22 protein-coding genes are annotated in these 25,772 nt (G+C 62.1%); 17 read left to right on the plus strand and 5 right to left on the minus strand.

Annotated features, from left to right (window positions below; translation table 11 throughout):
• The first annotated feature begins 4 nt into the window (after positions 1-4).
• The 9 genes from holB (at position 5) to lpxO (ending at position 6,460) form a co-directional block, all read left to right on the plus strand.
• Positions 5-988 (plus strand): DNA polymerase III subunit delta', encoded by a 984-nt coding sequence (gene holB, locus ACHAC9_RS01460; RefSeq protein ID WP_435757231.1) that lies wholly within the window; start codon positions 5-7, stop codon positions 986-988.
• 11 nt (positions 989-999) lie between these two features.
• Complete coding sequence (locus ACHAC9_RS01465; RefSeq protein ID WP_435756407.1) at positions 1,000-1,377, plus strand: PilZ domain-containing protein; 378 nt, start codon at positions 1,000-1,002, stop codon at positions 1,375-1,377.
• A 27-nt stretch (positions 1,378-1,404) separates the two neighbouring features.
• The gene (locus ACHAC9_RS01470) at positions 1,405-1,923 is read left to right on the plus strand and encodes an N-acetyltransferase family protein (protein ID WP_435756409.1); all 519 of its coding nucleotides are present in this window, start codon (positions 1,405-1,407) and stop codon (positions 1,921-1,923) included.
• Positions 1,924-1,964: 41 nt separating this feature from the next.
• Positions 1,965-2,747: a TatD family hydrolase gene (locus ACHAC9_RS01475; RefSeq protein ID WP_435756411.1), complete on the plus strand. Its 783-nt coding sequence runs from the start codon at positions 1,965-1,967 to the stop codon at positions 2,745-2,747.
• Position 2,748: 1 nt separating this feature from the next.
• Positions 2,749-3,423, plus strand: a complete 675-nt coding sequence (locus tag ACHAC9_RS01480) for an ankyrin repeat domain-containing protein (protein ID WP_435756413.1) — start codon at positions 2,749-2,751, stop codon at positions 3,421-3,423.
• Positions 3,424-3,612: 189 nt separating this feature from the next.
• Positions 3,613-4,545: a methyltransferase domain-containing protein gene (locus tag ACHAC9_RS01485; protein WP_435756415.1), complete on the plus strand. Its 933-nt coding sequence runs from the start codon at positions 3,613-3,615 to the stop codon at positions 4,543-4,545.
• Between the two features lie 152 nt (positions 4,546-4,697).
• Positions 4,698-4,898, plus strand: a complete 201-nt coding sequence (locus ACHAC9_RS01490) for a hypothetical protein (protein WP_435756417.1) — start codon at positions 4,698-4,700, stop codon at positions 4,896-4,898.
• Between the two features lie 118 nt (positions 4,899-5,016).
• A complete protein-coding gene (locus ACHAC9_RS01495; RefSeq protein ID WP_435756419.1) occupies positions 5,017-5,241 on the plus strand; it encodes a DUF6139 family protein in 225 nt (74 codons plus the stop codon).
• 319 nt (positions 5,242-5,560) lie between these two features.
• Complete coding sequence (gene lpxO, locus ACHAC9_RS01500; RefSeq protein WP_435756421.1) at positions 5,561-6,460, plus strand: lipid A hydroxylase LpxO; 900 nt, start codon at positions 5,561-5,563, stop codon at positions 6,458-6,460.
• A 7-nt stretch (positions 6,461-6,467) separates the two neighbouring features.
• On the opposite strand, the gene ACHAC9_RS01505 is transcribed toward lpxO, so the two are convergent.
• The 4 genes from ACHAC9_RS01505 to ACHAC9_RS01520 all read right to left on the minus strand — a co-directional run bounded on the left by ACHAC9_RS01505 (position 6,468) and on the right by ACHAC9_RS01520 (position 10,687).
• The gene (locus ACHAC9_RS01505; RefSeq protein WP_435756423.1) at positions 6,468-6,905 is read right to left on the minus strand and encodes a universal stress protein; all 438 of its coding nucleotides are present in this window, start codon (positions 6,903-6,905) and stop codon (positions 6,468-6,470) included.
• A 140-nt stretch (positions 6,906-7,045) separates the two neighbouring features.
• Entirely contained in the window at positions 7,046-8,119 is a 1,074-nt protein-coding gene (locus ACHAC9_RS01510; RefSeq protein WP_435756425.1) for an AI-2E family transporter, read from the minus strand.
• 328 nt (positions 8,120-8,447) lie between these two features.
• The gene (locus ACHAC9_RS01515) at positions 8,448-9,497 is read right to left on the minus strand and encodes a site-specific integrase (RefSeq protein ID WP_435756427.1); all 1,050 of its coding nucleotides are present in this window, start codon (positions 9,495-9,497) and stop codon (positions 8,448-8,450) included.
• Between the two features lie 254 nt (positions 9,498-9,751).
• Positions 9,752-10,687, minus strand: a complete 936-nt coding sequence (locus tag ACHAC9_RS01520) for a site-specific integrase (RefSeq protein ID WP_435756429.1) — start codon at positions 10,685-10,687, stop codon at positions 9,752-9,754.
• 202 nt (positions 10,688-10,889) lie between these two features.
• On the opposite strand from ACHAC9_RS01520, the gene ACHAC9_RS01525 reads away from it, so the two are divergent.
• The 5 genes from ACHAC9_RS01525 (at position 10,890) to fdhF (ending at position 21,202) form a co-directional block, all read left to right on the plus strand.
• Entirely contained in the window at positions 10,890-11,927 is a 1,038-nt protein-coding gene (locus ACHAC9_RS01525) for a DNA-binding protein (protein ID WP_435756431.1), read from the plus strand.
• A gap of 1,816 nt (positions 11,928-13,743) precedes the next feature.
• Entirely contained in the window at positions 13,744-15,066 is a 1,323-nt protein-coding gene (gene oxlT, locus ACHAC9_RS01530; protein ID WP_435756433.1) for an oxalate/formate MFS antiporter, read from the plus strand.
• A gap of 238 nt (positions 15,067-15,304) precedes the next feature.
• Complete coding sequence (frc, locus tag ACHAC9_RS01535) at positions 15,305-16,552, plus strand: formyl-CoA transferase (protein ID WP_435756435.1); 1,248 nt, start codon at positions 15,305-15,307, stop codon at positions 16,550-16,552.
• 99 nt (positions 16,553-16,651) lie between these two features.
• On the plus strand, positions 16,652-18,349 hold the full coding sequence (locus ACHAC9_RS01540; protein ID WP_435756437.1) for an NADH-ubiquinone oxidoreductase-F iron-sulfur binding region domain-containing protein: 1,698 nt from the start codon (positions 16,652-16,654) through the stop codon (positions 18,347-18,349).
• A gap of 3 nt (positions 18,350-18,352) precedes the next feature.
• Positions 18,353-21,202: a formate dehydrogenase subunit alpha gene (fdhF, locus tag ACHAC9_RS01545; protein WP_435756439.1), complete on the plus strand. Its 2,850-nt coding sequence runs from the start codon at positions 18,353-18,355 to the stop codon at positions 21,200-21,202.
• A 35-nt stretch (positions 21,203-21,237) separates the two neighbouring features.
• On the opposite strand, the gene ACHAC9_RS01550 is transcribed toward fdhF, so the two are convergent.
• Entirely contained in the window at positions 21,238-22,155 is a 918-nt protein-coding gene (locus ACHAC9_RS01550) for a LysR family transcriptional regulator (protein WP_435756441.1), read from the minus strand.
• Between the two features lie 129 nt (positions 22,156-22,284).
• Between ACHAC9_RS01550 and gcl the strand changes: the two genes are divergently transcribed.
• The 3 genes from gcl to ACHAC9_RS01565 are packed head-to-tail and all read left to right on the plus strand — an operon-like array spanning position 22,285 to position 25,763.
• Positions 22,285-24,027 carry a glyoxylate carboligase gene (gene gcl / locus ACHAC9_RS01555; RefSeq protein ID WP_435756443.1) on the plus strand — a complete coding sequence of 581 codons (1,743 nt, stop codon included), beginning with the start codon at positions 22,285-22,287 and terminating at the stop codon, positions 24,025-24,027.
• 20 nt (positions 24,028-24,047) lie between these two features.
• Positions 24,048-24,827, plus strand: coding sequence for a hydroxypyruvate isomerase (gene hyi, locus ACHAC9_RS01560; RefSeq protein ID WP_435756445.1), 780 nt, complete (start codon positions 24,048-24,050; stop codon positions 24,825-24,827).
• A gap of 48 nt (positions 24,828-24,875) precedes the next feature.
• Positions 24,876-25,763 (plus strand): 2-hydroxy-3-oxopropionate reductase, encoded by an 888-nt coding sequence (locus tag ACHAC9_RS01565; protein WP_435756447.1) that lies wholly within the window; start codon positions 24,876-24,878, stop codon positions 25,761-25,763.
• Positions 25,764-25,772: the final 9 nt, after the last annotated feature.

Consider the following 25,772-nt stretch of genomic DNA (forward strand, 5'->3'; position numbering starts at 1 on the left):
CGCGATGCGCGCTCGCCTGCCGCACGCGATCCTGTTCCACGGTCCGGCCGGCATCGGCAAGGCGGACTTCATCGAAGCCTTCGCCCAGTCGCTGCTCTGTGAAAACGTGCAGCCCGGTGGCCAGGCTTGCGGCAGCTGCGCCTCCTGCGGCTGGTTTGTCCAGCACAACCATCCGGATTATCGCCGCGTACGGCCGGAAGCGCTGGAAGACGAGCTCACCGGCGAGGGCGACGAGGCCGGCGACGGCGATAAGAAATCGAAGTCGGCCAAGGCGCCGTCGAAGGAAATCAAGATCGAGCAGATCCGGGCGCTGGCCGATTTCATGAACATGTCGACCCATCGCCGGGGCCTGCGCGTGGTCGTGCTGTATCCGGCGGAAAGCCTGAACATGCCGGCCTCGAACGCGCTCCTGAAAACACTGGAAGAGCCGCCGCCGGGCACCGTGTTCCTGCTCGCCTCCAACAGCCTGGACCGCCTGCTGCCGACGATCCTGTCGCGTTGCCGCAAGTTTGCGATGGCCGTACCCGGTCACGCCGCGGCGCTGGCCTGGTTGCAGGAGCAGGGCGTGAACGACGCCGACAGCTGGCTGCGCGAGGAGGGCGGTGCGCCGCTGGCCGCGCTGGCCCAGTCGGCAGGGGGCAGCCGCGAAGAACTCGATGGTCTGCTGGGCTTCCTGGCCCGGCCGAACACCGAGTCCGCCCTGCGCCAGGCTGACAAGCTGAGCAAGACGCCGCTGGCGGCGCTGGTGTCCTGGCAGCAGCGCTGGTTGTACGACCTGTTGTCCAGCAAGCTGGCCGGCACGGTGCGCTACTATCCGCGCTACCAGAAGGAACTTGCAGCCTTGGCCGGCAGCGTGCACACTGCGAATCTGTTACGTGCGATCAAGTCCGCGAACGAACGCCGCGCAGTGGCGGACCATCCGCTCTCGCCCAAGCTGTTTGTCGAGGACATGTTGCTGGACTATACAGCGTGCTGCAACGCGGCTTGAAAGGCTTGAACATGACCGGCAATACCACCGACCCGAACGCCTCGCTCGTGCCGCGGCCGTCGGTCCTGTCGCTTGCGATCAAGGAAAAGGCGGCCCTGTACGCGGCCTATATGCCGTTCCTGAAGAACGGCGGCATGTTCGTGCCGACGAATAAACCGTACAAGATCGGCGACGAGGTCTACCTGATCCTGTCGTTGATGGACGACGTCAACAAATACCCGATCGCGGGCAAAATCGCCTGGATCACCCCGGCCGGCGCCAACAACAGCAAGGCGCAGGGGATCGGCGTGCAATTCCCGGCCGATGAAACCGGTCAGCGCGCCAAGGCCCGCATCGAAGAAATCCTGGGCGCGGCGCTGCGCTCCTCGCGCGCCACGCACACCCTGTAATCATCTTTCCCGCGCTTTTTCGACACTATGTCTTACGCCCACCGTCTTGCCCGCCGCGATGATTTACCTGTCATCGTCGACATCTATAATTCCACCATTGCCTCGCGCGAAGTCACCGCCGACACCGAACCGGTCAGCGTCGCCTCGCGCGAAGCCTGGTTCAACGAGCACACGCCGGAGCGGCGCCCGCTGTGGACCATCCACGACGCGGCCGACACGTCGGACAATCCCGCCGTGATCGGCTGGATGTCGTACTCGAATTTTTATGGCCGTCCGGCGTATTCGGGCACGGCTGAGCTGTCGATCTATATCGCGGAGCAATGGCGCGGCAAGGGGCTGGGACGGTATTGCCTGGAACAGGCGATCGCGTTTGCGCCTTCCATCCGCGTGCATACGCTGCTCGGCTTTATCTTTGGCCACAACGTGCCGAGCCTGGCCTTGTTCCGCAAGTTCGGCTTCGATACCTGGGCCAATTTCCCTAGGGTTGCGAATCTGGATGGGATCGAGCGGGACCTGATCATTCTCGGCAAACGGGTTGTCGACTGACCCGCGTGACGCGACTCGCCGCCTCCCCGTACAATACCGGGATGTATATCGATTCCCACTGCCACATCAACTTCCCCGAGTTAGCGTCCCGCATGCCCGAGGTGCTGGCCAAGATGCTTGAAAACCGGGTCACGCATGCGCTGTGCGTCTCGGTCGACCTGCCCGACTTTCCTTCGGTGCTCGCCCTGGCCGAGCAATATCCCCATATTTATGCCTCGGTCGGCGTCCATCCGGACTACGAGGACACGCCGGAACCATCCGTGGCCCAGCTGGTCGAACTGGCTCAGCATCCGAAGGTGATCGCGATCGGCGAGACCGGCCTGGATTATTACCGCCTCGAGGGCGACCTCGAATGGCAGCGAGAGCGTTTTCGCACACACATCCGGGCCTCGCGCGAGACACGCAAGCCTTTGATCATCCATACCCGCGCGGCCAGCGTCGACACGATCCGGATCATGGTGGAAGAGGGCGCGGGCATCAAGGACGGCGGCGTGGCCGGCGTGATGCATTGCTTTACCGAGTCGCTCGACGTGGCCGAGGCGGCGATCGAGATGGGTTTCTATATCTCGTTCTCCGGCATCGTCACCTTTAAAAGCGCGAAAGACTTGCAGGCCGTAGCGCGCGCGGTGCCGCTCGAGCGGATGCTGATCGAAACCGATTCGCCTTACCTGGCGCCGGTGCCCTACCGCGGCAGGATGAACGAGCCCGGCTATGTCGCGCACGTGGCCGAGTACATCGCCACGCTCAAGGATCTGCCGCTGCGCGAAGTGGCCGACCGCACGACCGACAACTTTTTCAACCTGTTCCAGCACGCAAAGTCCTGACATGCACCCAACGCGCCGCCTCCTCCTTCGCACTGCCGTACTCGGTCTCGGCCTGGCCTGCGGCGTCGTTGCCGCGGCGCCCGTGCCGCCCAACGAAAGGCAGCTGACCAGCTTTTTCCGTGCCGTGCAGATGGACGACGCCAGGACGGTCAGGACCATGTTGGGTGCGGTCGTCAACGCCAACCAGATCAATCCGATCGGGGGCGAGCCGGGCCTGGTGCAGGCCCTGCGCGAGGATGCGATGAACGTGGTCAAGGTGTTCCTCGAGCATCGCGGAACGGATCTGGAGACGAAGGCTGCGAACGGCAATACGGCGCTGATGATGGCGGCGTTCAAGCGCAACCGTCCCGCCGTGGAAGCTCTATTGGCCAGGGGCGCGGCCGTCGACCAGCCGGGTTGGACAGCATTGCACTACGCCGCGTCCAGTGGCGACGAGGAGATCGTGCGCCTGTTGCTCGCGCGCGGCGCGCAGGTCGACCCGGTCTCGCCTAAGGCCAGTGGCGGCTACACACCGATGATGATGGCGGCGCGCGAAGGGCATGACGGCACGGCGCTGGTCCTGATCGCCCACGGCGCCGACCGCGTGCGCAGGAACACCGAAGGCTTGACCGCCGTGCAGCTGGCCGAGCGCGCCGGCAAGCCGCGTGTGGCCAAGGCACTCGAACGAGGCCGCTGAGTTGGTCCTGTAATCCACTGGCCGGCTCCTTCAAGCCGGCTTTTTTTCGCCAACCCTGCCTGTGTCGCCGGAACTGGCGGGTATTCCCGCCTTTCCTCCTCCTATCGCCCACCCCCGGGGCGCCGCATAATCGCGTCATCAAATCGAACATTGCGACACGGCAACAGTGTCGCTTACCAAGGATCTCCCATGCTGAACGAACGCGAAATCGAAAGCTGCTACCTCGGCCAATTCATCCCGGTCCATTACCACCACAACATGCTGATGGACCAGAACCGCATGAATGCCTTCCAGGCGGCGATCGCGCATGCGGTGCGTCCCGGCATGAAAGTGCTCGAGCTGGGCGGCGGCACCGGCGTGCTCTCGTATTTCGCGGCCCAGCAGGCCGACAAGGTGTACTGCGTCGAGTTCAATCCGGACCTGGTGATCGAGGCGCGCCGTTTCCTGGCGATGAACCCGAACGGCCAAAAGGTCGAGGTGATCCACGCCGATGCCTTCGAGTACCTGCCGCCCGAGCCGGTCGACGTCGTGATCTGCGAAATGATCCATGTCGCCATGCTGCGCGAAAAGCAGGTGGCCGTCATTGAAGCGTTCAAGGAGCGCTACCTCGCGCGTTTCGGCGGCCCGCTGCCGATCTTCATGCCGGAAGCGGTCGTCATGGCCGTCCAGCCGCTGCAGCAGGACTACAATTTCCACGGTTTCCACGCGCCGATCGTGCAGTTCCAGGATACGACTGTCGCCTGGCCGGGCACGCTGGAGCTGGCCCAGCCGGCGGTGTACAGCGTGCTCGACTTCGCCGAGGCAACGGGCAGCCTGATCGCCTGGCGCGGCAGTTTCACGGTGGAGCAGGATGGAACGCTCAATGCCCTGCGCTTCGTGACCAAGAATGTGCTGGCTATCGTGCAGGAACGCGGCACGACCATCGACTGGCTGAACCATTACATGACGCTGCCGCTGGTGAAATCCCTCGATGTGGTCGCTGGCGACGTCGTGAACGTCGCGTTCCAATACCGCGCCGGGGCCTCGATTCCGAGTCTGCAGGCATCGATCCGCGCCACGCTGGCACCCGATGGGATCGAGGCGACGGCGCCGGTCGCCATTCGCACTGCCGAATTCGCGTAAACGGCTCGTAGCTCCCCGGCTGGCCTGAATTTCAGGCTGGTTCGTCGCGCGATTCTGCAGCTTGGCGGCCTCCAGCCTGCCGTTCATCGCATCGGCCCGCATCCCGTTCGCTCGCGCCGTACACTGGCTCCATCACTTCCCTGGAGCGTGCGATGTTCGGTTTCCTGCTGTGGCTGCTACTCCTGTTCCTGTGCTGGCCGCTCGCCTTGCTGGCGCTGGTGCTGTATCCCATTGTCTGGCTGGTCTTGCTGCCCTTGCGGCTGCTGGGGATGAGTGTCGACGCCGTCTTGGGCCTGCTGCGCGCGGTCCTGATGCTGCCGGCGCGCGTGCTTGGCCTGTCGCCCGGAAGATGATCAGCCGCCCAGTCCGGCAGAGTGTGCGGAAATTAACAGACGCCGGAGTGGCGATCGCCTACTGTGGAGTCGTACGCTTTCATCCGAAAGCGCGCTTTTTCACAGTAAGGAAACGATTATGCGCCTGGACATCTACCGCAGAGCCGAAAGCGACGGCAAGTTCTCCTACTTGGCCGTGCCGGAAACTCGCAACATCCCCGAAGAAGCCACGAATACCGATTGGGAAGTCGAGGCAAAGGCCTTCGAGATCGACGATAACGCCGATCAACTGCCCGACTTCGCGATCGACAATCTCACTGACCAGCTTGCCGAAAAAGGTTACGCGATGACGGCCTTGCAGTAAGAGCCTGTCCCAGTAGCCTGGAGTCGCTGCTGGCGCGCCTGACAAACGCGTGCTGCGTTGCTCGTCCTTGCATGGCCAGCCATGCGGCCTCCTCACGCCTTGCCCGCGCTTGCCATGCATCGCCACCAGCTTCCCCCAGTCTACTGGGATAGGCTCTAAACCCTTTCGCCGCAGCGCGCGCTCACAATGCGCAAGCTTCGGTGTGTACGCGACAAGTAAAGTTGTTTTCACCGGGCCCCCGGTCGGGGGCCTGGTGAATATGCTATTCTTGCGCCCTATTTACGTTGACGCTGGTCCTGCGGGCCGGGTTGGGGACACGATGAAGTGGGCGGTGGTCGGTTTTTATTTCCTCGCGGTTCTTCATATCCACTTCCGCGGCAAGGTACGGTTGCCGTTCGGCCGCCAGCTGTTCGACCATTCGTCGTTCATGGCGCCCATCAACTTGTTCATGCACCTGTTTTCGCGGGTGCCAAGCACCCCCTACATTCCCGTGCGCGACTTCGCCGAACTGGCGCCGCTGCAGGCGAACTGGCAGATCATCCGCGCCGAGGCGGAGCATCTGATTTCGCTGAACAAGATCAAGGCGGCTGAGCATAACGACGACGCCGGCTTCAATTCCTTCTTCAAGACCGGCTGGAAGCGTTTCTACCTGAAGTGGTACGACGCCAGCCATCCGTCGGCTGCGCGCCTGTGCCCGCAAACCCATGCGCTGCTGCAGGCAATTCCGTCGGTGAAGGCGGCGATGTTCGCCGAACTGCCACCCGGCGCCAAGCTCAATCCGCACCGCGACCCGTTTGCCGGCTCGATGCGCTATCACCTGGGCCTGGCCACGCCCAACGACGACCGCTGCTTCATCGAAGTCGACGGCGAGCGTCACAGCTGGCGCGACGGCCAGGGCGTGATTTTTGACGAAACCTATATCCACTGGGCGGTCAACGGCAGCGACAGCGACCGCATCATCCTGTTCTGCGACATCGAGCGGCCGATGCGTTACCGCTGGATGGCGGCGATCAACCGCTGGCTCGGCCGCACGATGATGACGGCCGCCAGTTCGCCCAACGAAAGCGGCGACCAGACCGGCCTCGTCAGCAAACTGTTCCGCATCTCGCACGTCATGGGCCAATACCGGCGCCAGTACAAGGCGTGGAACGGGACCGCCTACAAGGTGACGAAGGTCTTGCTGATCGTGGCGCTGGCCGCCTTTATCTACTGGGTGTAATCCGCGCTCAGCGATAGACCAGCACGGGAATCGCGCTGTGCACCAGCACTTTCTGTGTCTCGCTCCCCAGCAGCAAACCGCCCAGGCCGTGCCTGCCGTGCGAAGCCATGATGATGAGGTCGCAGCCCCGGTCACGCGCGGTGCGCAGGATGGCCTCGTGCGGATCGTCGGAACGCACAAGCACGGTGGTGCACTCGGCGCCAACCGACTTGGCCGCATCCGCGATCGTCGCCAGATGCTTGGCTCCACGTGCTTCGCTGGAGGCGAGGTACTCATCCTCGGTGCTCTCGAGCATGTCGGTGTCGACGGTGATGGTTTTGAAGTCGGGCAGGGCGGTCACGCCGACCACCTGGGCGCCGATCTCTTTCGCAAAACTCACGCCCGCCAGCACGGCGCGCGCGGATAGTTCGGATCCGTCGGTTGGTAACAGAATTCGTTTGAACATGGTGCCTCCTGGGTCGGGGACATGGCGCGCGTCGGCGCGTATCTAACACCAGTCTGGCGCCCGACCCGAGGGTGAGGTTGATCGCGATCAAACGCGCTCCGGTGACATGGCGCGGTTATCGGTGGCGAGCACGGGTCGCGCTATGTGGCCTTTGTACTGGCGGCCGCGGGGCGTTCAAGCGTCGCGGGGTCCGTGCCTTCGCGCAACCACACGAACAGGACGGCCATGATGAACGGTCCGACAAACAGACCAATCACGCCCAGCGTGGAGACGCCGCCGAGCAGGCCGAACAGGACCGCCAGGAAGGGCAGGTTGACCTTATGGCCGATCAGCTTGGGCCGGACGAATTTGTCGACCAGGAACAGCTCGATCGTTCCCCACATGAACAGCCCGAGCGCCGCCGCCGAGTGTCCCTGGCCCAGCAGCAGGAGCGACACCATGGTGAACGACAGCGGCGCACCGCCGGGAATCAATGCGAGATAACCGGTGATCACGCCCAGGAGGACTGGCGCCGGGGCGCCGGCCACCGCATAGGCGATTCCGAGTACGACGCCTTCAAGAATCGCGATCGAAAACAGGCCGAGTGCGGTGCCGCGTACCGACAGGGGCAACACGCGGCGCAGCATGCCGTAGTGCGCCGGAACCAGGCGCATCCCGGTGCGGTCGACGTAGCGCACCACCGCGTGGCCGTGCAGGTAGAGCACGAACAGCGTCAGCAGGGTGAGGAACAGATACAGCGCATTGGCCAGGATGGTCGAGCCCCAGCTGCGCGCCGCCCCGCTCAGGTGCGGCATGAAATCGCCGACCGTCGTCTGGATCAGGGTATTCAGGCCGCCGGGCACGGCCAGGTGCTTTTCCCACCATTCCCTTGCCGAGGTGGCAATGATGGGAAGGTCGGCAATCCAGCCCGGTACCGGCACGCCCGCCTCGTTGAGGTGGCCGACCAGGCGATGCACGCCCGCCATTTCATGGCTCAAGGTGTCGAGCAGCAGTAGCGCGGGCCCGACGAAACTGACGATCAGGACGCCGAGCAGGGTACTTGCAGAGAGGGCGCGATGCCATCCGCGCTGCAGCAGGCGCGTATGCAGCGGCCAGGTGATGACGGCCAGCAGCCCGGCCCAGGCGAGCGAACCGAGGAAGTGCTGCAACAGGAATGCCAGCACGAGGGCAAACGCAATCGGAAGGATCAGGGCGGAATAGCGCATACCGGTCATGATTCAGGCACGCTCCTGCACGGTCGATCGGGAGGAACTGGCCATAAAGGCGAATGGTCGAGGTAGCGAGGGCGTCTGTTGGGTCACTGGTCGTTAGTTGCTGCGTATCGTAAGGTGGCTGCACCATTTATGTGCAGTGAGTATAGATCAGTAGACACGGTAAAAAAACGGATTATACGGAGCGTTGGTTCGGAAAAACCGAAGTTTTTCCCGTGATGGCGGAATAAATGGCAGTGTCAGGGCACGGCGCTCGGGCCCAGGTTCTCGAGGACGCCGGCATCCGACAGCGCCAGCACACTGGCCCGGAGTGTCGAATGTGACGGATGGTTCATGTGGCCGGATCCGGTTTCACACGGGTGAGCTTGTAGTCGGCGGCTGAACGCTCGAGCGCCAGGCCGAGCACGTCCTTCAGATCGTCAGGACTCGCGCCGCTGTCCAGTTGCCGCTTTGCGAATGTATTGCGCAAGGTTCTGCCGCCCGAGCGCGCCAGGTCCATTCCCGCGCGCTCGAAGGTGGCCCGAATTTGCATATACACGGTTTTCTTCGTTAACTTCTTGCCAACCAGGTTAGCAGGGAAGGCGAACTCGCCCGGAATACCCATGTTTTTGCGTTCTTCCAGCCAGGCACGGAGTTCGGCAACGCCTTCGCACGGCAGGCTGATCGTGTGTTCGTAACTGGTGTCGTGCTTTTCTTCGGGAGTAATCGTCAGTTCGATGGATCCGTCGATGGCCGTCTGCTGGCCGATCTCGTGGATGAGCAGGCCAGTCGCTTCCGCAACACGCAGGCCTGCCAGCGCGATGACGACCTGCATGGCGCGGTCACGCCGGCGCTTCCAGCCGTCGAAGGGCGTTACCTGACGGCGCCGCGGCGGGTGGGCGGGAAGGGCAGCGAAGAAGCGTTGCAGCTGATCGTCGGATAAGGTTCGACCGGCCTCATCTTTCGCCAGATGGGCGCGGTCGATGCCGAGGATCGCCTGCGTGGCAGGGTTGGGGTCGGCAGCCAGGTATTCGTAGCAACGTTCCAGCAGGCGCAGGTAACGGTAGGCGATCTTGCTGTTGAGCACGCGCTTGCTGTTCTCTTCGCGGTTGACAAAGCGCAGGAGGTCGGCATGCGTCACGGTCGACAGGGTCATTTTTCGTTCCCCCATCCAGCCTGTCACATTGGCAAACATAAAGATGTAGACCTTGGCCGATTCCTCCGACACTACCTTGAACGTGCCGTCGGCGCGCAAGCGCCGGCCTGTCTCAGCGAAATCGGTAGTGAAGACAAATTGCTTGAACGCCTTGACGGGATCGGCGTTCCACGATGTTAGATCAGGCATGGCAATTGGACTAAAAGGAAAATATCTCAAGCTAACACAAAAAAGGTAACTAACCAACTAAGATCGAAACTAAAAACAGGTTTTCGAACGCCAACAACTCCGAGCACTCCCAAGCAAGGCCGCGCATACCACTCCGATCCTGGTCTTCAAGAAAGGGGCAAACCCCTCGACCAAGAAATCCGTCGTCGGCTCGGCTTTATCGGGAGCAGGGTGCGGGTCGGCAGATTCCTGAAGAACCAGGCCGGCAGAAGAAACGGCTGGGGTTGGTGGAAAGCGCTCTGGGAGCCGCCAGTGCGTTACACCGCTGAGGCTCATGCTCGAACTTGCGCGGCACGCATGGTTGCGAACGGATCGGTGGCATCCATATAGCGCATGGCGGAGTGGGCATCTTGCCAGCCGACGTATTCCATCAGCGTTTTCAGGTCCCAACCGTTCGACGTCGCCCAGTTGGCGAAGCCACGGCGTAAGGAATGGCCGCTGTACTGGTGCGCCAAGGCGATGCCCGCATGATGGAACAAGGCCCTCAGCACGGGAACAAGACTGTTGATATGCAGACCCGCGTCGCTAAGGTTTCCCCATCGATCCACCGCGCGAAAGACCGGGCCCTCGGTCATTCCAGCCAATGCAACCCAGGCGAGATACGCATCGACTGGACAAAGGGAACGCAGTGCCGGGGCCTTGAATGTCTTGCCGCGCAATTCCCGGTCGCCTTTTGATTGGGAAAGGAAGCAAGTCATTCCTTGGCCAGACACCGCATCGATATGTTCAATCCGCAGGCGTGTGAGCTCGTCACCGCGAAAACCACGCCAGAAGCCCAGCAGGAGGAGGGCGCGGTCGCGCGTATGGCGTAAGTGATCCGGTCGGCGGCCGGCCAGCGTGGCGGCCGCGATCGCTTCGTCGAGCCAGAGCGCAATCTGGCCGACCTGTTCCAGCTGGATTGGACGCGCCTGCTTCTGCCGCGCTGGATGCAAAGCGCGGATCCCCTTCAAGACCTTGCGCACGATCTGCGACCTGGTCGGGTCGGCAAATCCATGCGTGTGATGCCAGTCGGCGAGCGCCGCCAGGCGTTGCTGCAGCGTGCTGATCGACAGCGTCCCGGCGTGCTCGGCGAGATAGCGCGCAACGGTATCGGGGCTTGCCGGCAGCAGGCCGCCCCATTCGACTTCGAAGTGCTGCAAGGCCGAGCGGTAGCTGCGCTGGGTGTTCTCACGCGTGGCTGCGCGCGCGTAAATGTCGACAGTGCTCATGGTTCGGTTCGCGCTTTGGAAATTGCCGGCAACGAGCAAATGTACCGGTGAACGCGCATTTTAGAGCGAAAACCATTGCTGACACGGGATAATCTTTCATTATAAAGCGTATAAAATCAAAAATTATGGGGGTGAATTTTTACAATATTAGTACGTAATACATTAGTATGTAATGCAGTACGTTATTTTACGGAGAACACTTATGGCACGTGCCGGAGTTTATTTTTCTGACGTCAAACGCGCGCGGGATGCGGTCGTTGCCGAAGGGCGGCATCCGTCCATTGACGCCGTTCGCGCCGCTCTCGGGAATACCGGGTCAAAGACGACGATCCACAAGTATTTGCGGGAGATCGAAGCCGAGGAGGGCGGTCAGCAAGCTGGCGTGAGCGACGCCATCCAGGCATTGGTGACCCAGCTTGCGGATCAGCTCAAGGGTGAAGCCGCCACTACGGTCGAAGTGATGCGCGTCCGAATGGCTGAACTGCAGGAAGCGCACGAGCACGTCCAGGCTGCGCTCGAATCGCAGCTGGTCGACATGCGGCAAGCGCTGGAGGGCGTGTCCCGGCAACTGGCGTCGACCGAGCAGGACTTGGCCGGGCTAAAGGACCAGCTAAGCATTGAACAAATTGCCAGGCACACTGCGGAGCAGCGCAGTCGTGATCTTGGCGAAAGACTCGCGGACGCTGAGCGGCACCAGGCGTCACTGGAAGAAAAGCACCGGCATGCACGCGACTCGCTGGAGCACTATCGAAGCGCGTCCAGGGAACAGCGCGAACAGGAAAGCCGGCGCCATGAACAGCAGGTGCATGGCTTGCAGGCCGAACTGCGGCAAGGGCAGCTCGCGGTATCGCTCAAGCAGGAGGAATTGACCCGGTTGAACAAGGAAGCCGCGGCGCTTGCAAGCGAACTGGGCGCGAATAAACAGGCATTGCATCTCGAACGGGACGCTGGCCGGAACCTTGCGCGAAAAATCGAGCAGCTCCAGACTGTCGAATCGCGCGTCGCCGTGCTGGAGGCTCAGCTTGCAGAGAGCCGGAACCGGGCGGCGCAGGCTGAAGAGGCATCCACACGGGTCGCTGAACTGTGCAACGAACTCCGGCAGCAAAAGGCCATGCTCGAGGTTCAGCTGGCCAGCGCAAACAGCGTGACGGCGTGGGAGGACCGCCTGGCCAAACTCGACAAGGCGGTATTCGGCGCCGAGAAACCCGGGCCCGCCGACAGCGAGGCGGCAGCCGATTGATCCCGGAGTGCTTTTTCCTAAAACGAAGCATCCGCTGGCCTGGCTAAATGATAAGACAAACTTTATCGTGAATATGCTTCCAAAGCTGCTCACCAATGACTGAATTTCATTGAGTAAGTAGGCGACGTTGATAGTTGCAAAGCGTCGCCAGGAATACTTGGCATGCTTTAACGAGAGCGCGATGCCGTTGAGTTCCGGACTATACCGGACCTCAAGATTTTCTATATCCGACAGCGGCGTCATTCCCGTGTCGGGTTTATTCCGCCAACCTTATTCGCCGAGTCCTTCAGCGAACAGCCGCAGAAAGCTCGGGACGAGCGTGTCTTTTATTGACAGTACACCTCTGACGTCCTTCATGCAAACGGCTAGACCGAGCTTATTCCGGCGTTCTCGCCACTGTTCAAATCAACACTCTTCAAATGCGCCGTGGACTCGTCAGCAGTCTGCTGCGACGTCAATCCTTGACTCGATCGTAAAATCCCCTGAGCCGGCATCCGCGACTGAGAATGCGGGAAATTCCTATTTCTCGCAGTGTGTGTCGTTCGTCCTGCGACAGAGCTGGAAGACTTATCGCGCGAGCCTTGCATCAGCGTCCTTTCGACGTTGACAGAAAAGATTGGCAAAGTACTCGAATCATTGATTTTAAATCCAACGAAACTTGCTGCGGTCGATCAATCGATCGCGGAGCGGCGATGCGTAATCAAATTCGAGCTCGCCACCACTCGTCGCATGAGCGGCCAGGTTACCCATCCATCCGATGCAGATAAAAGCAGACGTCTCCCGTGAACCGCCTTGATATTCGGGCGTTTTGTTTCCCAACTACGCACGACGCTATTATTTCTTGTTACGACGCAGGGTGAATGCTCCAATTGCTTTATCGCACAGGCGCACTGGACTTACGGAACAAAATGCAGGGCTCATATACCGACCCATCGGATATTCGCGGTAATTGTAATACTCGATGAGCGAAGTATGACCCGCACAATCGAAACAGGTGCGGTAATTGAACGCCAAGGGGTTCGTCTGCTCCCACTGCCCTTCTGCTTTGCGCTGCCAGTTGCTTGACTAAACTGCCCGGCAGTGGCGCCCGCGATCTCGGGCAAGCACTTCGGCCTCGCCGAACAGCCGTGCCTGCGCTGACGATTGTTCACAGCTTGCACCGTACGAACGGTGTCGCGCCAGCGCTGCTGGCAAAAAAATTCAAATAAGAAATAAATAATACTTCTGGGAATAGTGCGTAGAGGACTCACGACACGTGAAGCTAGCTGCTTGGCGTCAATGGCGCGGGCGCTCGTGATGTCAAAGCCTCCGGCGGCAGGCCGTGAAAAAAACTTAAAACATAACCGCGGTCAATGATTCTCGCATTCGGCTCTTGCAACATCGTCTTACTTTCACTTTCTTTCCAGACCACGATGCGGCGTCACCGGATCATGCGCCTGGGGTGAAAGTAGTGAACGCAATCGGAACCTGCGGTCGTCGAGGTATGCAATTTTTCTATAGGAGGAGAGCGGCAATATCGAACTTTCACAATCAGGACGACGCTGTCATGAGCGGCTGTCGCGCTTGGTGGCCGGCAGTTCTGCCGCTTCCGACATGCTGACGGCTTTTTAAAATACTTATTGCTTTATAAATCTTTCAATGAGAAAAAGCGTAAGGACCGGAACGCGAGTTTAAGGCTCAACGTGAAGCAAGCACATCACACCATAATAATGGAGACATGAAATGCTAGAGACCACATCCAAGCTGGCGCGCAGGGCGCTCGCGTACCCGTCTGCACCTTCGAATAGAAAAAAACTATCGATTCAAGGAGCGCCAAATGCATAATTCATCGACAGCGGCGCTTCGCCCTGATCAACCGCTCTCTGACAGAACACGATGGATACAGCTCGCCGTCGGCGTCATCTGCATGATTGCAACCGCGAATATCCAGTATGCCTGGACCTTGTTCGTTCCTGAAATCCAGGATACCTACGGCTGGTCCCGCGCCAGTATCCAGATCGCCTTTACGGTATTCGTCATCGTCCAGACCTGGCTCGCGCCTATCGAAGGTTATTTTATTGACAAGTTCGGCCCGCGCCTGATGGTCGCGTTTGGCGCCATTTTCATCGGCATGGCCTGGGTTATCAATTCGCAAGCCACCAGCCTCGCGGGCTTCTATCTCGGGGCAGCCGTCGGCGGCATCGGGGTAGGCTCGATTTATGCGACTTGTATTAACAATGCGCTCAAGTGGTTCCCGGATCGCCGCGGCCTCGCCGTCGGCCTCACTGCGGGTGGTTACGGCGCGGGTTCGGCCGCGACGATCTTGCCGATCGCGGCCATGATCGAGTCGTCGGGTTTTCAGGAAACCTTCTTCTTCTTCGGCATCCTGCAGGGCTCTCTGGCCTTCGTCGCTGCATGGTTCCTGCGCTCGCCAAAGCCGGCTGAGGTCAGGAAGTCGAGCAAGCTGATGCAAGCAACCCGTGACTACACGCTCAAAGAGGCGATGAACACCAAGCTGTTCTGGCTGATGTTCGTGATGTTCATCCTGGTGGTCACTGGCGGCATGATGGCAGTTGCACAGCTCGGCGTTATCGCAAAGGACCTGGGGGTGAAAGAGTTCCAGGTAGATATGCACTTCTTCGTGATGGCTGCCTTGCCCCTTGCCCTGATGCTCGATCGCATCATGAACGGCATCTCGCGTCCGCTGTTCGGCTGGATCTCGGACCATATCGGTCGTGAGAAGACCATGGTCATCGCGTTCACGCTTGAAGGTATTGGCATCATTGCACTCGGTTACTTCGGTAGCAATCCGTATGCATTCCTGATCCTGTCCGGTATCGTGTTTCTTGCGTGGGGCGAAGTGTACTCACTGTTCTCTGCTCTTGCCGGCGATGCGTTTGGTACCAAACACATCGGAAAAATCTACGGCGTCCTGTACACGGCAAAGGGTATTGGCGCGCTGTTCGTCCCGGTCGGCAACCTCATGATGGAGGCGACCGGCACCTGGTCGACCGTCCTGTACACAGTTGCCGCCATGGACCTGACCGCGGCGCTCCTTGCGATCGTGGTCCTGCGACCAGTCCTGGCCAAGCACGTGGCGTACTCCAAGGATCTGTTCGCAAAAGAGAAGACTGTTACCCAAGGCGCCTTGCCTGCCTGACCGCTTTGGCGCAAGCGTTCGGTAACACAGAAAGCGGGCTTCTTCGGAAGCCCGCTTTCTCTCGTGCGCCTGGCAGAACGTCGTTTGGTGAATCTTGACTTCGGTCAATGAACAAGTCGGGTTCGCCTCGATAGAATGATTCGACCTTATTGCTATGTCACGTGGGTAACATTTGCACGGAAGCATTGGTGGGCGCAGAATGCAAAAAAGCTAACATAAATCTTCGGAGGAAACAGGTATGGGCAAAGCGTTGGAAGGCGTTCGCATTCTCGATTTCACCCATGTCCAGTCCGGGCCAACCTGTACCCAACTCCTGGCATGGTTCGGGGCCGATGTGATCAAGGTTGAGCGGGCCGGTGAGGGCGATGCCACACGCAATCAGTTGCGCGACATCATGGGTGTGGACAGCCTTTACTTCACCATGCTCAACCATAACAAGCGCTCAATAACGCTTGATACCAAGCGGCCTGCCGGCAAGGAAGTGCTGGAAACGCTGATCAAGGAATGCGATGTGCTCGTCGAGAATTTCGCTCCAGGCGCGCTTGATCGGATGGGCTTTAGCTGGGAGCGTATCCAGGAGCTCAATCCGCGCATGATCGTCGCATCGGTCAAGGGCTTCGGCCCCGGCCCTTATGAGCACTGCAAAGTTTATGAAAACGTGGCCCAGTGCGCCGGCGGCGCGGCGGCCACCACCGGTTTCGACGATGGTCCTCCGATGGTCAGCGGCGCCCAGATCGGCGACAGCGGCAGCGGCCTGCATCTGGCACTGGGCATCGTGACCGCGCTGTACCAGCGAAACGCCACGGGACGCGGCCAAAAGGTGCTCACCTCGATGCAGGATGCCGTGCTGAACCTGTGCCGGGTCAAGCTGCGCGACCAGCAGCGCCTCGAGCGCAATGGTGTCATGGAAGAGTATCCGCAGTTTGCCAACGGCCAGTTTGGCACTTCTGTCCCTCGCGCCGGTAACGCCTCGGGAGGTGGGCAACCCGGCTGGATCCTCAAGTGCAAGGGCTGGGAAAGCGATCCGAACGCGTATATCTATTTCATTGCGCAGGCGCCGGTCTGGGCCTCGATCTGCAAACTGATCGGGCGCGAGGGGTGGATCACCGACCCCGACTATGCGACGCCAAAGGCGCGCCTGCCGCGCCTGATGTCGATATTCGCTACTGTCGAGGAGTGGACCAGCAGCCTGACCAAGTTCGAGGCGATGGACATTCTGAACAAGTACGATATCCCGTGCGGACCGATCCTGTCGATGAAGGAAATCGCCGAGGAGCCGTCGCTGCGCGCCTCGGGCACCATTGTCGAGGTCGATCATCCCGAGCGTGGCCCCTACCTTACCGTGGGTAACCCGATCAAGCTGTCCGACAGCCCGACCGAGGTGCTCCGTTCGCCCCTGCTGGGTGAACATACCGACGAAGTGCTGTCCGAACTGGGCTACTCTCGCGAGCACATTGCCGTGCTGCGCGACGAGCGGGTAATCTGAAGCTGGCCACGGCGCCAGCGCCATCATTCTTTCGACGCTGCACGCAACCGCGCGCAGCAGGCATCAGGCCGTCAAGGCCATTCTGTAGCGGATCCAGCCATGAACCAAATGATCATTCCAATCAGAGTCGAAGGCGCCTCGCGCCAACGCAAGCGTGAAGCGCCCAAAGGGCGTCGCGTCGATCTTGCCGCACTGGCGCAAGTGCGGGAACTGCTCGGCAACGAGTCGCGCCAGGCAGACCTGTTGATCGAGCACTTGCACAAGATCCAGGACCGCTTCGGCTGCCTGTCGGCGGCGCACCTGGCCGCGCTGGCCAGCGAAATGAAGCTGGCGCAGACCGAGGTGTACGAAGTGGCAACCTTCTATCACCACTTCGACGTGGTGAAGGAAGGCGGCGAGGCGCCGGCCGCACTGACCGTGCGGGTGTGCGAGGGCCTGTCATGCGAGATGGCCGGCGCCCGTGCGCTGCTCGACAAGTTGCCGGCGATTCTGGGCCGCGGCGTGCGCGTGCTCGCGGCGCCTTGCATCGGCCGCTGCGAGCAGGCCCCTGCGGCCGTCGTCGGCCAGAACCCGATGCCGTTCGCGACGGTTGAGGCGGTCGAAGCCGCGGTGACTGCCGGCGCCACCGTCCATGTGCCGAGTCACTACAGCGGCTACCTGGCTTACCGGGAGGGCGGCGGCTATCGCCTGCTGCGCGAGTGCGTCGCCGGCGTGCACGACGTCGATGCGGTGCTGCGCACGATGGAACACTCTGGCCTGCGCGGCCTCGGCGGCGCAGGCTTCCCGGCCGGGCGCAAATGGCGCATCGTTCGCGCCGAGCAAGGGCCCCGACTGATGGCGATTAACATCGACGAGGGCGAGCCAGGCACCTTCAAGGACCGCTTCTACCTCGAGCGCGACCCGCACCGCTTCCTTGAGGGAGCGCTGATCGCTGCCTGGGCAGTTGGCATCGACACTATTTACGTTTATTTGCGCGACGAATACCACGGCTGCCGTGCGCTGCTCGAAAGCGAGCTCGCGCTGCTGCGCGCCGACCCGCCCGTACAGGGCATTCCCGAGATCGTCCTGCGCCGCGGCGCCGGGGCCTACATCTGCGGCGAAGAATCGGCCATGATCGAGTCGCTCGAAGGCAAACGCGGCATGCCGCGCCTGCGTCCGCCGTATGTGGCGCAGGTCGGCCTGTTCGGTCGCCCGACCCTGGAGCATAACTTCGAGACGCTGCACTGGGTGCGCGACATCCTCGAAAAGGGCGGCGACTGGTTCGCAGGCCATGGCCGCAACGGCCGCAAGGGACTGCGCTCGTTCTCGGTTTCCGGGCGGGTCAAGGAACCCGGCGTCAAGCTGGCGCCGGCCGGCATCACCATCGCCGAATTGATCGAGGAGTACTGCGGCGGCATGCAGGACGGACATGGTTTCTATGCCTACCTGCCGGGCGGCGCGTCGGGCGGCATCCTGCCTGCGTCGATGAGCGATGTCCCGCTCGACTTCGACACCCTGCAGCCGTACGGCTGCTTCATCGGATCGGCCGCGGTGGTCGTCCTGTCCGACCAGGACAGCGCGGTCGGCGCTGCCCGCAACACGATGCAGTTCTTCAAGCACGAATCGTGCGGCCAATGCACGCCGTGCCGGGTCGGCACCTCGAAGGCGGCGGCGCTGATTGAACAGCCGCGCTGGAACCTGACGTTGCTGGCCGAGCTGTCGCAGGTGATGCGCGACGCCTCCATTTGCGGGCTGGGACAGGCAGCGCCCAATCCGGTCGACTGCGTCGTCAAGTATTTTCCACACGAGCTGGGATAAAAGATGAACGCAATTACCCGTAATGAAATGGCGCAGGTGAATGCACCAACCGTCAGCTTTGAACTCAATGGCCGCACGGTCACCGGCCTTGCCAACGAGACGATCATCGAGATCGCCGATCGCGAAGGTCTCGAGATTCCCCGCCTGTGCTACAAGGAAGGGTTGGACACGGTCGGCAACTGCCGTTCCTGCATGGTCGAGATTGACGGCGAGCGCGTGCTGGCGCCGTCGTGCTGCCGCTTCCCGTCGCCCGGCATGAAGGTCAGCACCGACAGCGAGCGCGCCCGTGCGGCGCAGAAGATGGTGCTCGAACTGCTGCAGTCCGATATGCCGGAAGCCGAGTACACGCGCCACAACGAAGTCGACCAATGGGCGGCCAGGCTGGGCGTGGGCAAACCGCGCTTCGAAGCGCGCGAGCGCGTCGCACCGGACCATTCGCATGCCGCCATCACCGTCAACCTCGATGCGTGCATCCAGTGCACGCGCTGCGTGCGCGCCTGCCGCGACGAGCAAATGAACGACGTGATCGGCCTGGCGCTGCGCGGTCCGGATACCAGGATCGTGTTCGACATGGACGATCCAATGGGTAACTCCACCTGCGTGGCCTGCGGCGAATGCGTGCAGGCCTGCCCGACCGGCGCACTGATGCCGGCGCGCGAAGTGGCGCTGAACATCCCGGACAAGCAGGTGGAGTCGGTCTGCCCGTATTGCGGCGTCGGCTGTCAGTTGACCTATAACGTCAAGGATAACAAGATTTTGTATGTCGAGGGCCGCGACGGTCCGGCCAACCACGGGCGCCTGTGCGTCAAGGGACGCTACGGCTTCGACTACGCGCAACATCCGCATCGCCTGACAGTGCCCCTGATCCGCCGTGCCGACGCGCCAAAACGCGGCGACGTCGAGATGGACCCGACCCGCGTGTTGGAGTACTTCCGCGAGGCCAGCTGGGACGAGGCACTGGAACGGGCGGGCGGCACGCTGGCGCAGATCCGCGACACTTACGGCAAGAAGGCGCTGGCGGGCTTCGGCTCGGCCAAGGGCAGCAACGAGGAGGCCTACCTGTTCCAGAAACTGGTACGGACGGGCTTCGGCAGCAATAACGTCGACCACTGCACCCGCCTGTGCCATGCATCGTCGGTGGTGGCGCTGCTCGAAGGTATCGGTTCGGGCGCGGTATCGAATCCGGTGATGGATGTGGTCAATGCCGAGGTGATACTCGTCATCGGCGCCAACCCGACCGTTAACCATCCGGTGGCTGCCACCTGGATCAAGAACGCGGTCGCAAACGGCTCCAAGCTGGTGGTGTGCGACCCGCGCCGCTCGGAACTGGCGCGCATGTCGCACCGCTTCCTGCAGTTCAAGCCGGATACCGACGTCGCCATGCTGAACGCGATGATGCACGTCATCGTCCACGAGAACCTTGTCGACCGCGAGTTCATCGAAAGCCGCACTGTCGGCTACGAGGACCTGAAGAAGAACGTCGAGGGCTACAGTCCCGAGGCGATGGCGCCGATCTGCGGCATCGACCCCGAGACCCTGCGCTATACCGCTCGCCTGTACGCGACCTCGCGCGCCTCGATCATTCTGTGGGGGATGGGAGTGTCCCAGCACGTGCACGGCACCGACAACGCGCGCTGCCTGATCGCGCTGGCCCTGATGACCGGGCAGATCGGCCGTGTTGGCACCGGCCTGCATCCGCTACGCGGCCAGAACAACGTGCAGGGAGCGTCCGATGCCGGCCTGATCCCGATGATGTATCCGGACTACCAGCACGTGTCCGACCCGGCGGTGCAGGCGCGCTTCGAGGCCGCATGGCGGCTCGAGCCCGGCACGCTGGACAGTACGCCAGGCCTGACCGTCGTCGAGGTGATGCATGCGATCTTGCATGGGGATGTGCGCGGCATGTACGTCATGGGCGAGAATCCCGCGATGTCCGATCCGGACGCCAACCACGCGCGCGCGGCGCTCGCGGCGCTGGATATCCTGGTAGTGCAGGATATCTTCCTCACGGAAACTGCCTACCTGGCGGACGTGATCCTGCCGGCGACCGCGTTCCCCGAGAAAACCGGGACCTTCACGAATACCGATCGCCTGGTACAGATGGGACGCCAGGCGCTCGACCCGCCAGGCCAGGCAAAGCCCGACCTGTGGATCATCCAGCAGCTCGCACGCCGACTGGGTCTGGACTGGAACTACGGCCACGTGTCGGAAGTCTTCGACGAGATGCGCCGCACCATGCCGAGCATCGGCGGTATCACGTGGGAGCGGCTGGAGCGCGAGCACGCGGTGGTGTACCCGTGCACGAAGGAGGGCGATCCCGGGCAGCCGGTCGTGTTCACCGCCCGCTTCCCGCGTGAATCGGGGCGTGCCCGCTTCGTCCCGGCGGACATCATCCCGGCCGCTGAACGGCCGGATCTGGAATATCCGATGGTGCTGATCACCGGGCGCCAGCTGGAACACTGGCACACGGGCAGCATGACGCGGCGCGCACTGGTGCTCGATGCGCTCGAGCCCGATCCGGTGGCGCTGGTGCATCCGCTCGACCTGGCGGCGATGGGGGCGCAGCCGGGCGCGGTCGTCACCATCGAGTCGCGGCGGGGCCGCGTGACCTTGTATGCGCGTGCCGACGACAGTTCACCGCGCGGCGCGATCTTCGTACCGTTCTGTTACTACGAAGCGGCCATCAACCGGCTCACCAATGCCGCCCTCGATCCGTTCGCCAAGATCCCGGAGTTCAAATACTGCGCGATCCGGGTGACCCCGGGCGGCGCCGACCCGGTGCAGGGCAGCTACGGCGGTGGACAGGTGCTGGCGGCGACCACGATGGCGCGACCGGCAGCCCGATTGGAATAGACCGCGACGGGAAAGGGGCCAGGGCGGTTGCCGCCCTAGCGCATGAGCGGCCGGGTCCAGTACCCTGGCTGGGCGTATACGGCTTTCAGTGTATCGATGAAGAAACGTACCCTGGCGGGAAGGTGGCGCTGCTGCATGTAAACCGCCATGATGTCGTAGTCGGGCAGGGCGTACTCGTCGAGCACTGTCATCAGTTCGCCGGCCGCCAGCTGCGCCTGTATCTCCCAGGTTGAACGCCAGGCCAGCCCAAGTCCTTCGCTCGCCCAGCGGTGCAGCAATTCCCCGTCATTGCAATCGAGGTTGCCGTTCACCTTGATCGTCACCGGCTTGCCGTCCTTCTGGAAGTACCAGCCGCGCTGCTGCCCGCCCTGCAGGTTGAAGGCCAGGCAGTTATGCTGCGCCAGCTCGTCGAGCGTGCGCGGAATGCCGCAGCGCGCGAAGTAGGTCGGAGTACCACACACCACACGCCGGTTGGTCGCCAGACGGCCGGCGACGAAACTCGGATCGAGCACTCCGCCGATCCTGATCCCCAGTTCGTATCCTTCCCGAACCAGATCGACCACGTGGTCGGTGAGGTTGAATGAAATCTGCACTTTCGGATTGGCCGCCAGGAAGGCCGGGGCGTGCGGCGCCACGTGCAGCCGTCCGAACGCCGCCGGTGCCGACACGATCAGGTGCCCGCTTGCCTGGTCACGACCTTCGGAAACGATGGTTTCGGCCATCTCGATTTCTGCCAGCAGTTTGCGGCAGTGCTCGAGGAAGAGCGATCCCGATTCGGTCAAGGTCAGGTGGCGCGTAGTCCGGTGCAGCAGCTTGACGCCAAGGCGCCGCTCCAGCGCATCGATGCGTCGCGCCAGCATGACCGGCGTGATGTTCTGTTCCAGCGCAGCGCGCGCCAGGCTGCCCTTGTCGACCGCATCGACGAAGGCGCACATCTGTTTGACTTTATCCATGCCTGCAGTGTTCCATACTCCAGGTATCGAATAAACCTATTTTTTGTGTTCTTATCAAGTGCCCTCCAACGCTCTAGCATACGTTCATCGCAAGTGTACTTTTTACTTTTATGAGCCTGGAGGTATGGCATGGCAAAGATGACAGCAGCAGAGGCAGCGGTCCTGGTGATGGAAAAAGAAGGGATTAGCGTCGCCTTCGGCGTGCCTGGCGCCGCGATCAACCCGTTTTACGCCGCGCTGCGCAAGCGCGACAGCATTCGCCACTTCCTGGCGCGCCACGTCGAGGGCGCCTCGCACATGGCCGAGGGATACACCCGGGCCAAGGCCGGCAACCTGGGCGTGTGCATCGGCACCTCCGGGCCGGCGGGCACCGACATGATTACAGGTCTTTATTCGGCGCAAGCAGATTCGATACCTATTCTTTGCATTACCGGCCAGGCGCCGCGTGCCCGCCTCTACAAGGAGGACTTCCAGGCAGTCGACATCGAGTCGATCGCCAAGCCGGTCACCAAGTGGGCCGTCACCGTGCGCGAGCCGGCATTGGTGCCGCGCGTGTTCCAGCAGGCGTTCCACCTGATGCGCTCCGGCCGGCCCGGCCCGGTGCTGATCGACCTGCCGATCGACGTGCAGATGGCGCAGATCGAGTTCGACGGCGACACCTACGAGCCGATGGCGCTGTACAAGCCCAGGGCTACCCGCGCACAGATCGAGAAAGCGCTCGACATGCTGAACCGGGCGCAGCGTCCCTTGTTGACCGCCGGCGGCGGCATCATCAATGCCGACGCGTGCGCGCTGCTGGTCGAGTTCGCGGAGATCACTGGCGTCCCCGTGATTCCGACCCTGATGGGGTGGGGTTCGATCCCCGACGACCATCCCCAGATGGCGGGCATGGCGGGCCTGCAGACAAGCCACCGCTACGGCAATGCGACGATGCTGGCCTCCGATTTCGTCATGGGCATCGGCAATCGCTGGGCCAACCGCCATACCGGGGGCATCGAGGTGTTCACCAAGGATCGCACCTTCGTCCACATCGATATCGAACCGACCCAGATCGGCCGCGTGTTCGGTCCCGATTTCGGCATCGTGTCGGATGCGAAGGCCGCGCTGGAGCAATTGGTGGAGTTGGCCCGCGAGTGGCGCGCCAGTGGCAGGCTGGCCGATCATTCCGAGTGGCTGGGAGCGTGCCAGGAGCGCAAGCGCACCATGCTGCGCAAGAGCGATTTTGCCGACGTGCCGGTCAAGCCGCTGCGCGTCTACCACGAGATGAACCAATACTTCGGACGTGATGTGCGCTACGTGGCCAGCATCGGCCTGTCGCAGATCGCTGCCGCCCAGTTCCTGCACGTGCACCACCCGCGCCATTGGATCAACTGTGGTCAGGCCGGCCCGCTGGGCTGGACCATCCCGGCGGCGCTCGGTGTGCGCGTGGCCGACCCCGATGCCGACATCGTCGCCATCTCGGGCGACTACGACTTCCAGTTCATGATCGAGGAACTGGCGGTGGCTGCACAGTTCAAGCTTCCGTATATCCACGTACTGGTGAACAACGCGTATCTCGGCCTGATCCGGCAAGCGCAGCGCGGCTTCGAGATGGACTACTGTGTCCAGCTGGCATTCGAAAACGTCAACGCACCCGAACTGGAAGGGTACGGCGTCGATCACGTTGCCGTGGTCGAGGGCCTGGGGTGCAAAGCACTCAGGGTATTCCGGCCGGCCGATATCATCCCGGCCTTCGAGCGCGCGCGCGCACTGATGAAGCAATACAGCGTGCCCGTGGTGGTCGAAATTATCCTTGAGCGCGTCACTAACATAGCGATGGGCACCGAGATCGACGCGCTCAACGAGTTTAACGAAGTCCTCGACGTCGAGTGACGCCAGCACAAGGAACCGAGATGACCAAACTTGCCGCCAACCTGACCATGCTATTTACCGAGGTCGAGTTCCTCGACCGCTTCGAGCACGCCGCGAAGGCAGGCTTTCGCGGCGTCGAATTCCTGTTTCCCTACGCGTTTCGGGCAGAAGAAATCGCCGCCAGGCTCGACGCGTGGCGTCTCGAGCTGGTGCTGCACAACCTGCCGGCCGGAGACTGGGCCCGCGGCGAGCGCGGCATCGCCTGCCATCCGGGGCGCGGTGCCGAATTCCAGGACGGTGTGGGCACGGCGATCGGCTATGCCAAGGCGCTTGGCGTCAAACAGCTCAACTGCCTGGCCGGCATCGTGCCGCCCGGGGTCGCGCCCGAGGCAGCGCACGCTACGCTGGTGGCGAACCTCGCGTTCGCCGCCGGCCAGTGCAAGGCCGAAGGAATCGGCCTGCTGATCGAGCCGATCAACACCTTCGATATCCCCGGATTCTTCCTGCACGGTACGCGCCAGGCGCTGGACATCATCGGCGAGACTGGCTCGGACAATCTGTTCCTGCAGTACGACATCTATCACATGCAGCGCATGGAAGGCGAACTGGCGGCGACGATCAAGGCTAACCTGCCGCTGATCCGCCACATCCAGCTGGCCGACAATCCAGGCCGCTGCGAGCCGGGCACGGGCGAGATCAATTACCGCTACCTGCTCGGCATGCTCGACGAGATCGGGTATGCCGGCTGGGTCGGCTGCGAATACAAGCCGAGGGCCGGCAGCGCGCAGGGTCTGGGCTGGATGGCCGAACACGGCCTGTAGACACGTACTGCAAAGCGCTTTGCACACATTTCAAACCTGGAGACCATCATGACGAAAGTAGGATTCATCGGCCTTGGCATCATGGGCGGGCCCATGGCCGCCAACCTGCAGGCGGGCGGCTGCAAACTGTACCTGCACGACCTGAAAAATCCGCCGCTGTCGCTGGTCGAGGCCGGCGCCACCGTCTGCACCAACGCCACCGAGGTGGCAAAACGGGCTGACATCATTATTGTGATGGTGCCCGACACCCCGCACGTGGAAGAGGCGCTGTTCGGCGCGACCGGGGTGGCCGCCGGTCTGGCGCCGGGCAAGATCGTGGTCGACATGAGTTCGATCTCGCCGATGGCTACCAAGGAGTTTGCAAAAAGGATCAACAAGCGCCAGTGCGACTACCTCGACGCGCCGGTGTCGGGCGGGGAGGTGGGGGCGCGCGCCGCCACGCTGACGATCATGGTGGGCGGCTCGCAAGAGGCGTTCGACCGGGTCAGGCCGCTGTTTGAACTGATGGGGAAAAACATCACGCTCGTGGGCGGCAATGGCGACGGCCAGACCACCAAGGTGGCGAACCAGATCATCGTTGCGCTGAACATCCAGGCCGTAGCAGAGGCCCTGCTGTTCGCCTCGAAGGCGGGCGCCGACCCGGCAAAGGTCCGGGAGGCGCTGATGGGCGGGTTTGCCGCTTCGCGCATCCTGGAAGTGCACGGCGAGCGCATGGTCAAGCGCACCTTCGCACCGGGGTTCCGGATCGAACTGCACCAGAAGGACCTCAACCTTGCGCTGCAGGGCGCAAAGAGCCTGGGGATCTCGCTGCCGAGCACCGCCACCGTGCAGGAGCTGATGAATTCCTGCGCCGCACACGGCATGGCGCATCTCGATCACTCGTCGCTGTGCCAGGCGATCGAGCGGATGTCGAACCATGCCATCGCCGCGGCTTGACAAGAACTT

The sequence above is a fragment of the Massilia sp. CMS3.1 genome, assembly GCF_051262535.1.
Lineage (GTDB): Bacteria > Pseudomonadota > Gammaproteobacteria > Burkholderiales > Burkholderiaceae_D > Telluria.